This window comes from Ruoffia sp. FAM 24228, from assembly GCF_045528575.1.
In the GTDB taxonomy this organism is placed as follows: Bacteria; Bacillota; Bacilli; order Lactobacillales; family Aerococcaceae; genus Ruoffia; species Ruoffia halotolerans.
Genome location: NZ_JBGQQZ010000130.1, coordinates 1 through 1,603 on the forward strand (window position 1 = coordinate 1; position 1,603 = coordinate 1,603).

The window sequence follows — 1,603 nt, forward strand, 5'->3', positions numbered from 1 at the left end:
AAGATGAGAACACAACACAAACTATCGTTGCATAGAGAGACACTTAAACATAGGAATAAAAAAAGAGCCAAGGTGACTGCGTCACCTGGCTCCTCGGTCCACCAACATCAAAAATTCATGAACCCAATAAAAAAACACTTACTTAGGCATAAGGTAAGTGTTCTAACGTGGATTAAATCAATTAATAAATACCGGTAGTCGGGGTCGAACCGACACGTCCCGCAAAGGACATTGGATTTTGAGTCCAACGCGTCTGCCAATTCCGCCATACCGGCATAAAAGCCATTGTCTCGATATTAATTTTTGATAATTAAAAAATTGCGGGGGTAGGATTCGAACCTACGACCTTCGGGTTATGAGCCCGACGAGATGCCAGCTTCTCCACCCCGCGATAATAAAATAATATTTAGTAAAGGCGGTAGTCGGATTTGAACCGGCGATCAGAGTTTTGCAGACTCGTGCCTTACCACTTGGCTATACCGCCATTGTATTAAATAAAATAGTACCATTATAACAATGGTACTAGCGACTGGGGTAGCTGGATTCGAACCAACGCATAACGGAGTCAAAGTCCGTTGCCTTACCGCTTGGCTATACCCCAATGATAATATTACAACCTATATTATATAAAATATAGGCGACTGATGGGAATCGAACCCACGAGTGTCGGATCCACAAACCGATGCGTTAACCACTTCGCCACAATCGCCATCATCGTATTATTAAAATTTAAACAGGGGCAGTAGGAATCGAACCCACATTGACGGTTTTGGAGACCGTAGTTCTACCGTTAAACTATGCCCCTATTAAAAGGCAAAATTATTAAATTCCCCATTAATAATACAATGGTGGGGGAGAGATTCGAACTCCCGAACCCGAAGGAGCGGATTTACAGTCCGCCGCGTTTAGCCACTTCGCTACCCCACCATGAATGGCTTGGGACGGAATCGAACCGCCGACACCTTGAGCTTCAATCAAGTGCTCTACCAACTGAGCTACCAAGCCTACATTTTAAAAAACGGTCCGGACGGGATTTGAACCCGCGATCTCCTGCGTGACAGGCAGGCATGTTAACCCCTACACCACCGGACCTTGGTATTAATGGAGGATGACGGGATCGAACCGCCGACATCCTGCTTGTAAGGCAGACGCTCTCCCAGCTGAGCTAATCCTCCATGTTATTAAAATGTTAATGATCCGTACGGGATTCGAACCCGTGTTACCGCCGTGAAAGGGCAGTGTCTTAACCACTTGACCAACGGACCATTATAATATTAAGTTTCTAACGGAGAGTAAGGGATTCGAACCCTTGAGACATTTAATAAATGCCTACACGATTTCCAATCGTGCTCCTTCGGCCAACTCGGACAACTCTCCGATTTAACCTTACTCCGCAAGTAGGGCTCGAACCTACGACATCATGATTAACAGTCATGCGCTCTACCAGCTGAGCTATTGCGGAATGATTAAAATTAAACAATGCATGGCAACGACCTACTCTCACAGGACCAAAGGTCCAACTACCATCGGCGCTAAGAAGCTTAACTGCTGTGTTCGGCATGGGAACAGGTGTGTCCTTCTTGCTACCATCACCACACATTGT

At 45.6% G+C, this 1,603-nt stretch carries 13 tRNA genes and 1 rRNA gene; all 14 read right to left on the bottom strand.

The annotated features are described in order from the left end of the window. Positions 1 to 189 precede the first annotated feature (189 nt). Positions 190 to 275 (bottom strand) — tRNA-Leu (locus ACEN33_RS12240). 43 nt (positions 276 to 318) lie between these two features. After that, positions 319 to 391, bottom strand: a tRNA-Met gene (locus ACEN33_RS12245). 22 nt (positions 392 to 413) lie between these two features. Continuing rightward, positions 414 to 484, bottom strand: a tRNA-Cys gene (locus tag ACEN33_RS12250). A gap of 45 nt (positions 485 to 529) precedes the next feature. Further along, positions 530 to 601, bottom strand: a tRNA-Gln gene (locus ACEN33_RS12255). 35 nt (positions 602 to 636) lie between these two features. Then, positions 637 to 709, bottom strand: a tRNA-His gene (locus ACEN33_RS12260). A 25-nt stretch (positions 710 to 734) separates the two neighbouring features. Further along, positions 735 to 805 (bottom strand) — tRNA-Trp (locus tag ACEN33_RS12265). A gap of 41 nt (positions 806 to 846) precedes the next feature. Further along, positions 847 to 927: transfer RNA gene (locus ACEN33_RS12270), tRNA-Tyr, on the bottom strand. A 5-nt stretch (positions 928 to 932) separates the two neighbouring features. Continuing rightward, positions 933 to 1,005 (bottom strand) — tRNA-Phe (locus ACEN33_RS12275). A 14-nt stretch (positions 1,006 to 1,019) separates the two neighbouring features. Continuing rightward, positions 1,020 to 1,092: transfer RNA gene (locus tag ACEN33_RS12280), tRNA-Asp, on the bottom strand. Positions 1,093 to 1,102: 10 nt separating this feature from the next. Continuing rightward, a tRNA-Val gene (locus tag ACEN33_RS12285) sits at positions 1,103 to 1,175 on the bottom strand. 18 nt (positions 1,176 to 1,193) lie between these two features. Next, positions 1,194 to 1,265, bottom strand: a tRNA-Glu gene (locus ACEN33_RS12290). Positions 1,266 to 1,286: 21 nt separating this feature from the next. Next, a tRNA-Ser gene (locus tag ACEN33_RS12295) sits at positions 1,287 to 1,377 on the bottom strand. 12 nt (positions 1,378 to 1,389) lie between these two features. Next, positions 1,390 to 1,462: transfer RNA gene (locus ACEN33_RS12300), tRNA-Asn, on the bottom strand. A 19-nt stretch (positions 1,463 to 1,481) separates the two neighbouring features. Next, positions 1,482 to 1,597, bottom strand: a 5S ribosomal RNA gene (rrf, locus tag ACEN33_RS12305). Between the last annotated feature and the right edge of the window lie 6 nt (positions 1,598 to 1,603).